The sequence below is a fragment of the Gordonia sp. GN26 genome (genome assembly GCF_054823965.1).
This window is the reverse complement of the sequence record NZ_JSYC01000169.1, coordinates 1-7,801: the sequence shown is the minus strand read 5'-3', so window position 1 is coordinate 7,801 and position 7,801 is coordinate 1. Positions and strand designations below refer to the sequence as shown.

Below are 7,801 nucleotides of genomic sequence, written 5' to 3'. Positions count from 1 at the left end.
TGGGTTTGGCGAAAAGGGGTGGGTTTGCGGAGGAGGCTACTGCGCGATGAACTTGTTGACGGTCCGGTTGAGGAAGTTCGGGATGAACTTCGCGGCGTTGCCGAGGAAGAGGGTCTGCGCGCCGACGGAGTAGCTGGTGCGGTGCAGCAGCTTGTCCTGGCGGGTGGGGTGCACGGATTCCCAGACCTTGTCGGCGACCTGCTCGGGGGTGATGCGGATGCCCAGGGTCTTGGTGGACTTGGCGCCGCCGGTGGCCAGCGCGGTCTTGGCCCACAGCGGCCAGATGCTGACGGCGCGGATGTCGTCGTGCTCCCACTCGAGTTCGAGGGCCTCGGTGAACCCGCCGACGAAGAACTTGGTGGCCGAGTAGACGGCGATGCCGGGCTGTCCGTAGATCGCCGACGCAGATGCGATGTTCACCAGATGCGCACCCGGGGTCTTCTTCAGATACGGGTAGGCGGCCTGCGCACCGAGGGCGACGCCGAGTGCGTCGATGTCGATCTGGCGCTTGATCTGCTCGGGTGTGATGTCGTTGATCTTGCCCTCGTGCAGGATGCCGGCGTTGTTGTCGAGGACGTCGAGCGTGCCGCCGGTGTGGGAGGTGAACTCGGCGAGAGCGTCGGCCCACTGTTCCGGTTCGCGGACGTCGAGGGTGCCGGTGATCCAGTCGGGGTGGTCGGCCTTCACCTTCGCGAGGGCGTCGGTATCGACGTCGTAGACGCCGATCGTCCATCCCTCGCGGTCGAACCGTTCGGCGGTGGCGAGGCCGATCCCGGCTGCTCCGCCGGTGATGAAGATGGATGACATGTGAACCCCCATGGTTGATCGGTGACGGCATCGACGGCGCTGACCTGCGACAACCGCGTCGTGCATCGAACTTACTCGCCAGTATATTCATCGATCCGTTTACTGCGTCACACTGCGGTGCTATCTTGACAACACACATTGTCATTACATCGATCATTGTCATGGTCGACGACGACCGGAAGGCGAGTTCGCATGACTGCCGCGATGGAACGAACCGAGAACGTCATCAGCATGCGTGACCAGGGCACCGAGGAGGTTTCCGCACGTCTCATGGCGTCGGCCGCCCGCCTGTCCCGGAACGCGATGACCGAGATCGACTGGTCGAAGCCGATGGACCCGACCAAGTACGGGTGCAGCCCGGAGTGGTCGTCGCTGTACGGCACCGACTACTGGGACGAACTGACCGAGGAGCAGCGGATCTCGGTCACCCGCCACGAGTTCGCCTCGATCATGAACATCGGCATCTGGTTCGAGATGATCCTGCAGGAGATGGTCATCCGCGATCAGTACCTCGGCGACTACCACGGCTCCGAGTTCCAGTTCGCGCTCACCGAGGTCGCCGACGAATGCCGCCACTCGCTGATGTTCGCGAAGGCGTCGGAGAAGATGGTCGGCACCTCCTACCGGCCCTCGAAGAAGGTCGCCCGCCTTGGCAAGATCTTCATGCAGACCGCGAAGAACGAGGTCGCCTACGCCGGGATTCTCGTCGCCGAAGAAGTTCTGGACGTCTTCCAGCGCGGCTGCATGCGCGACGACCGCGTACTCGACTTCATCCGGACGGTCAACGAGATCCACGTCCTCGAGGAATCGCGCCACATGAAGTTCGCGCGTGAAGAGGTGCGTGAGTCGCTGGAAGGCGTGAGCTGGGCACGACGCCAGTTCAGCGCTCTGGCGGTGTCCATCGGCGCGTACTACATCGTCACGAGTCTGGTGCAGCGCAAGGCATTTGCCGATGCCGGCCTCGACGCCGACCGTGCCGTCCGCGAGATGCGGCACAACTCGCACTTCCACTCGATGATCCGCTCGAGTTGTGTTCACCTCATGGAGTTCCTCGACGAGGTCGGCCTGCTCACCAAGCCCGCCATGCGGTACTACCGGAAAGCGCACATGCTCTGATGTTCGTCATCACCCAATCATGTTGCAGCGACGCGGCATGCGTGTCCGTGTGTCCGGTGAACTGCATTCACCCGACGCCCGAGGAACGCGGCTTCGGCAGCTCCGACATCCTGCACATCGACCCCGAGGCCTGCATCGACTGCGGCGCCTGCGCGGATGCCTGCCCGGTCGACGCCATCTATCCCGCGGACAAGCTCGGCACCCGCGACAAGGTGTTCATCGACATCAACGCCGACTACTACAAGCGCAACCCCGACATCCGGTCGGGCTGGGTCGCGCCGACCGACGACGAGGGGTCCGGCGTCTCCTACCCGGACATCCCGAAACTGCCTGCCGGACTGCGGGTTGCGTTGGTCGGCACCGGGCCGTCGGGTGGGTATGCGTTGCGGACCCTGCTCGACCGCACCGAGGCGACCGTCACCGTCATCGACAAGCTGCCGACTCCTGGTGGGCTCGTCCGTGCCGGTGTGGCACCGGATCACGCAGGCACCAAGGGTGTGCTCCGCGGCTTCGACCTGCTCTACCGCGACCCCCGCGTCACCATGCTGACCAACGTGTCGGTCGGCGACGGCCCGAACGAGGTCACCCCGGCCGAACTCGCCGAGCACTTCGACGCGGTGTTCTACGCCGTCGGCGCCAGCGAGTCACGGCGCCTGGGTATTCCGGGCGAGGACCTGCCGGGTTCGACGTCGGCCACCGACCTGGTGGCCTGGTACAACGGCGTGCCCGGTGTCGACGCGGGGCCGCCGCTGCGTCGGGGAACCGCCGACGATCCGGCGACGGGTCGCGCGGTCGTCGTCGGCACGGGCAACGTCGCGCTCGACGTCGCACGCATCCTCGTGTCGCCGCCGGAGTTGTTGGCCACCACCGACATCGCCGACCGTGCCCTCGAGATCCTCCGCGAACAGAACGTCCACGAAGTGGTCCTGTTGGGTCGTCGCGATCAGGCGTCGGCTGCCTACACGGCAGCGGAATACCGTGCGCTGGCGGAGATCCCGGGCGTCGAGGTCGAGGTGTTCGACGGGTCTGACGGGCAGGTGCCGTCGCTGAACGCACCCGCCGACCCGTCTCGGCGTCGAATCGTGTTCCTGTTCCACAGCACCCCGGAAGAGATCGTCGGCAATCCGCAGGTGCAGGCGGTGACCGTCCGGACCGGCGAGGGCCGGCACCACGTCGCCGCCGACCTCGTCGTGCGTTCCATCGGCTACCGCTCGACCCCGATCCCCGGGCTGGCCTTCGACGACGAGCGCGGCATCTTCCGCAACGTCGACGGCCGGCTCGCCGACGAGTCGGGTGAGATCGTTCCCGGCGGTTACGTGCTGGGCTGGGCAAAGCGCGGACCGAGCGGCGGGATCGGCGCGAACAAGAAGTGCGCCACCGAAACCGTCGAAGACTTCATCGCCGACGCCGCGTCGGACCGTCTGCAGCGCACCGAGCGCGACCAGGGTGAGTTCACGGCCCTGGTGCGCAAACGGGTTCGGACCGTCATCGGCTACCGCGGCATGCGGGCGATCGACCGGCGGGAACGTCGTCGCGGCGTCGAGCAGGGTCGTCCTCGCGTGAAGTTCACCCAGGTCGCCGAGATGGTCGGTGCGGCGGGGTGGCGGCGGAGCTAGCGGCGATGGCGGACGAGGACATGAACCAGAAGTGGCGGGAGCGTTCGCTGTTCGCTGTGTTCGTGACCGCGCTGGTCACCCAGAACGCGATCGCGATCCCGTACGTCCAGCGCAACGGGCCGCAATCGGTGAAGGACTTCTTCGTCGGCGACATCATGAAGACGACGCCGGGCCGATTCGCGATGGTCGATCTGCTCTTCGTGGTGATCGCGTTCCATCTGTGGGCGTTCGGCGAGGCCAGGCGGTTGCGGATCATCCCGTGGTGGTTCGCGTCGGTGATCCTCACCTTCGGGGTCGGCATCGCGACGGCGATCCCGTTCTTCTTCCTGGCTCGGGAACGCGCGATGCGGCGCTGAATCGGACATCGTCGCTGCTCTCGGGGTTGCGGAGCGGCCGTGAGAACCAGACAACGCTGCCGTAACACCTTGGCAAGTCGCATTTCACGCGGCACGCGGATAGTGGCGGCATGTCGAGTACTCCGCGCTTCCTGCAGGGTGTCTTCCCGTTCGCGGGATCGGGCCTGTCCAAGTCTGGCCCGATCGACCCGTTGCTGACGTTCGTGGTGCCGTCGGGAATGACGGCGCAGCCGTTGTACTTTCGCGGCGGTAACAGCTCCGACGAGTTGATCTGCGTGACGCTGATGCGTGACGGGGAGCCGATGCGGATGTTCCCGATGGGGGCGCGGTCGTCGGTCAACGTGCCGTTGCGGGTGGTCGAGGACGTCGACCCCGACACGACCCTCGAACTCGTGATCGCGGCCCCCGAGGGCACGAGCGGTGAGGTCGTGGTCGACTTCGGGATGGTCGTCTTCTGATGGCGGACTCCGCGGATCGGCAACGACGACGTCTGGTGGTCGTCGGGAACGGTATGGCCGGCGCGCGCACGGTCGAGGAGATCCTCGCCCGTGGCGGTGGCGACCAGTTCGACGTCACGATGATCGGCGACGAACCGTACGGCAACTACAACCGCATCATGCTCAGCCATGTCCTGGCCGGTGAGGCGACGGTCGACGACGACGATCTGATGCTGAACCCGATGGCCTGGTACCGCGAGCACGGCGTCACCCTCTACGCCGGCGACCGCGCCGAATCCCTCGACCGGTTCGCCAAGACGGTGACGTGCGCGTCGGGCCGGGCCATCGATTTCGACGTCCTCATCATCGCGACCGGCTCCCATACGTTCTTCCCGAACATGGACGGTCTCCGTGAACCCGACGGCAAGCTCGCCCGGGGTGTGTTCGGGTTCCGGACCATCGAGGACACCAACGGGATGCTGCAGATGGCGACCTCGCGCGACCACATGCGGGCCGTCGTGATCGGCGGTGGCCTACTCGGTCTCGAAGCCGCGTACGGCCTGCAGACGCAGGGCGTGGCCGTCGACGTCGTGCACTCGCCCGGACATCTGATGAACCAGCAGCTCGACGAGCGCGGTGGTCGCGTGTTGCGCAACAAGATCGAATCTCTCGGCGTCGGCGTGCACACCGGAAAGCGTACGACGTCGGTGTTGCGCAACGACGACGGGACGGTCGCGGGAGTCGGCTTCACCGACGGGGATTCGCTGCCCGCCGACATGATCGTGGTGACCGCCGGCATCCGGCCGAATGTCGAGATCGCGCGCGGGGCCGGGCTCGTCGTCGAACGCGGGATCGTCGTCGACGATCAGATGCGTTGCGAGGACGAGGCATTCATCTACGCGGTGGGGGAGTGCGCCCAACATCGTAGTGAGGTGTACGGGCTCGTCGCCCCGCTGTGGGAGCAGGCGGTGGTCCTCGCCGACGTGCTGACCGGCGCGAATCCTCAGGCCGAGTACCACGGTTCGCGGTTGACCACGAAACTCAAGGTCGCGGGTGTCGACGTCGCGGCGATGGGCGTCAAGGGCCCGGAGCGCGACGACGACGAATTCGTCCAGTTCTACGAACCGCGTAGCGGTGTCTACAAGAGCGTGGTGGTCCGCGACAACAAGCTGATCGGGGCGATGCTGCTCGGCGACATTTCCAAGGCGAACTTCCTCACCCAGGCCTTCGACGAGAAGGTGCCGTTGCCGGACGAGCGCATCTCGATGCTGTTCGACATGGGGACGCCGAGCGCGGAGACCGGTGCTGCCGAACTCGCCGACGACGTGCAGGTCTGCAATTGCAACGGGGTCACCAAGGGCGACATCATGAGTTGCGTGGCGTCGGGCTGCACGAGCGTCGGCGAGGTGTGCGCGAAGACTCGGGCGGGCAAGGGATGTGGGTCGTGCAAGGGGCTCGTCGCCGACATCGTCGAGTATGCGGCCGGCGACGCCCTGACCGCCGACGCCTCGGCCGACTGGTATGTCCCCGCGATACCGCTCACCAAACCCGAACTCATCGACGCGATCCGCCGGCAGAACCTGCGGTCGGTCAGCGAGGTCTTCGAGAAGCTGGCCCCAGAAGGGGAGGACGCGACCGCGAAGATGCCGCTGGCCTCGCTGCTGCGGATCATCTGGGGATCGGACTGGAAGCGTGAGCCCGGTGCGTTGTTCGTCAACGACCGTGTGCACGCGAACATCCAGCGCGACGGCACGTTCTCGGTGGTGCCGCAGATGAAGGGCGGGGTGACCTCACCGGAGCAGCTGCGCAAGATCGCCGACGTCGCGGAGAAGTACTCGATCCCGATGATCAAGGCGACCGGCGGTCAGCGACTCGACCTTCTCGGCGTCAAGAAGGAAGACCTCCCCAAGGTGTGGGAGGACCTCGGCATGCCGTCGGGGTACGCCTACGGCAAGTCCTTCCGCACCGTGAAAACCTGCGTCGGAACCGATTACTGCCGTTTCGGTCTCGGCGACTCGACGCAGCTCGGTATCGACATCGAGACCCGTTACCAGGGTTTGGAGTCGCCGGCGAAACTCAAACTCGCCGTGACCGGTTGCCCGCGCAACTGTGCCGAGGCGCTGTGCAAGGACTTCGGTGTGGTCGCGATCGGCGACGGCAAGTGGGAGATCTACGTTGGCGGTGCCGCCGGAGCGCACATCCGCGAGGGCGACCTGCTCGCGACCGTGGATTCGCCCGACGAGGTGATCCGGCTGTGCGGCATCTTCATCCAGTACTACCGCGAACAGGGCAAGTGGCTCGAGCGGACGTACGCGTTCGTGCCGCGCATCGGGATCGAGGAACTGCGCGCAATCATCGTCGACGACCGTGACGGTCTGGTCGCGGGGTTGCAGGAGCGCATCGACGAGGCGGTCGCCGCCTACGTCGACCCCTGGCTCGACCGCGCTGAACCGAAGTCGCCGGCGCAGTTCACTCCTGCTCTGCCCTTGCTCCCGTTGCCGCAGGTGCCGGTGCGATGACCAGCATCGCCGAACCCGGAGTTGTCATCGGGGCCGTCGCCGACCTCGCGCTGGGCGAGAGCCGCGCATACGCCGTGGACGGCAAGCAGATCGCGGTGTTCCGCATGACGGACGGCACGCTACGCGCCACCGATGCGGTGTGCCCGCATCGGGGCGGGCCGTTGGCCGACGGTCAGTTCGACGCCGCCAGGATCGTCTGCCCGCTCCACCAGTACGCGTTCACCTTCGCCGACGGCGCATGCACGTCGGAGGGAATCGCGCCGGTGACGGTGTACCGCGTCGAGGAACGCGACGGGGATATCGTCGTCTGGTTGTGAACCGCTTGCTGAGCGAGGGGAGAACTATGACGGCTCCACTCGCTGCCGCCATAGGTGTGGAGAGCCCCCTTGCTGCCTGAGGGTGCGAGGAGCGCAAGCGACGACCGTCCCGCTGCCTGAGGTGCGAGGAGCGCAAGCGACGAGCCTCGAAGGCGGTGACCCGACCATCTTTCGGCGAGTCCCTCAGCGAGCAGACGAATCTCCGTCGCGAACTCGCTTCCGCTTCGACAACCACTTCAACCGTTCGAAGTCGCCGTCGATGAGCGCCTTCTTCTTGTCGCGTGACCACCCGTGTATGCGACGTTCCGCTCGGTACGCCGCGTCGAGGTCGAGTTCCTGGGACCATACGAGCCGGACTGGGCGTCGTCTGGCCGTCTCGCCGACCTGAGCAGACGCATGCTGTTCGAGGCGCCTCATTAGATCCCTTGTGCTCCCGACGTAGTACGTGCCGCCCGCACACTCGAGGATGTAGACCCATGCCATTGCCGGATCATCACGTATGGAGCGCATCGATGCGGGGCGGTTGATGTGCTTGTGGATCTGTGCGACGAAGAGGCGAGGGTCTGTGGATGCACCGGATGCTGACGATGGTGTGTCACCAGGCCTTCGAGGCTCGTCGCTATCGCTCCTCGC

8 protein-coding genes are annotated in these 7,801 nt (G+C 65.9%); 6 read left to right on the top strand and 2 right to left on the bottom strand.

Translation table 11 applies throughout. The annotated features are described in order from the left end of the window. Nucleotides 1-36 precede the first annotated feature (36 nt). Nucleotides 37-807 carry an SDR family oxidoreductase gene (locus OK17_RS21895; RefSeq protein WP_461418748.1) on the bottom strand — a complete coding sequence of 257 codons (771 nt, stop codon included), beginning with the start codon at nt 805-807 and terminating at the stop codon, nt 37-39. Nucleotides 808-999: 192 nt separating this feature from the next. On the opposite strand from OK17_RS21895, the gene OK17_RS21890 reads away from it, so the two are divergent. The 6 genes from OK17_RS21890 (at nt 1,000) to OK17_RS21865 (ending at nt 7,168) form a co-directional block, all read left to right on the top strand. Continuing rightward, on the top strand, nt 1,000-1,923 hold the full coding sequence (locus tag OK17_RS21890; protein WP_154883103.1) for an AurF N-oxygenase family protein: 924 nt from the start codon (nt 1,000-1,002) through the stop codon (nt 1,921-1,923). Beyond that, the gene (locus OK17_RS21885; RefSeq protein WP_461418747.1) at nt 1,923-3,539 is read left to right on the top strand and encodes an FAD-dependent oxidoreductase; all 1,617 of its coding nucleotides are present in this window, start codon (nt 1,923-1,925) and stop codon (nt 3,537-3,539) included. Before OK17_RS21890 ends, OK17_RS21885 begins: the two co-directional genes overlap by 1 nt. 5 nt (nt 3,540-3,544) lie before the next feature. After that, nucleotides 3,545-3,895 carry a DUF2834 domain-containing protein gene (locus OK17_RS21880; protein ID WP_461418746.1) on the top strand — a complete coding sequence of 117 codons (351 nt, stop codon included), beginning with the start codon at nt 3,545-3,547 and terminating at the stop codon, nt 3,893-3,895. A 110-nt stretch (nt 3,896-4,005) separates the two neighbouring features. Then, entirely contained in the window at nt 4,006-4,353 is a 348-nt protein-coding gene (locus tag OK17_RS21875; protein WP_232717912.1) for a molybdopterin oxidoreductase, read from the top strand. Further along, nucleotides 4,353-6,851: a nitrite reductase large subunit NirB gene (gene nirB / locus OK17_RS21870; RefSeq protein WP_461418745.1), complete on the top strand. Its 2,499-nt coding sequence runs from the start codon at nt 4,353-4,355 to the stop codon at nt 6,849-6,851. The genes OK17_RS21875 and nirB overlap by 1 nt, the downstream gene beginning before the upstream one ends. Continuing rightward, complete coding sequence (locus OK17_RS21865; RefSeq protein ID WP_461418744.1) at nt 6,848-7,168, top strand: Rieske (2Fe-2S) protein; 321 nt, start codon at nt 6,848-6,850, stop codon at nt 7,166-7,168. The genes nirB and OK17_RS21865 overlap by 4 nt, the downstream gene beginning before the upstream one ends. 183 nt (nt 7,169-7,351) lie before the next feature. Here OK17_RS21865 and OK17_RS21860 read toward each other — a convergent pair. After that, the coding region (locus OK17_RS21860; RefSeq protein ID WP_461418743.1) for a GIY-YIG nuclease family protein at nt 7,352-7,801 on the bottom strand (450 nt) is incomplete at its 5' end.

Coding starts and splice junctions, on each gene's coding strand:
- OK17_RS21875 (WP_232717912.1), top strand. CDS start 4,006: ATGTCGAGTACTCCGCGCTTCCTGCAGGGTGTCTTCCCGTTCGCGGGA.
- nirB (WP_461418745.1), top strand. CDS start 4,353: ATGGCGGACTCCGCGGATCGGCAACGACGACGTCTGGTGGTCGTCGGG.
- OK17_RS21880 (WP_461418746.1), top strand. CDS start 3,545: ATGGCGGACGAGGACATGAACCAGAAGTGGCGGGAGCGTTCGCTGTTC.
- OK17_RS21865 (WP_461418744.1), top strand. CDS start 6,848: ATGACCAGCATCGCCGAACCCGGAGTTGTCATCGGGGCCGTCGCCGAC.
- OK17_RS21895 (WP_461418748.1), bottom strand. CDS start 807: ATGTCATCCATCTTCATCACCGGCGGAGCAGCCGGGATCGGCCTCGCC.
- OK17_RS21885 (WP_461418747.1), top strand. CDS start 1,923: ATGTTCGTCATCACCCAATCATGTTGCAGCGACGCGGCATGCGTGTCC.
- OK17_RS21890 (WP_154883103.1), top strand. CDS start 1,000: ATGACTGCCGCGATGGAACGAACCGAGAACGTCATCAGCATGCGTGAC.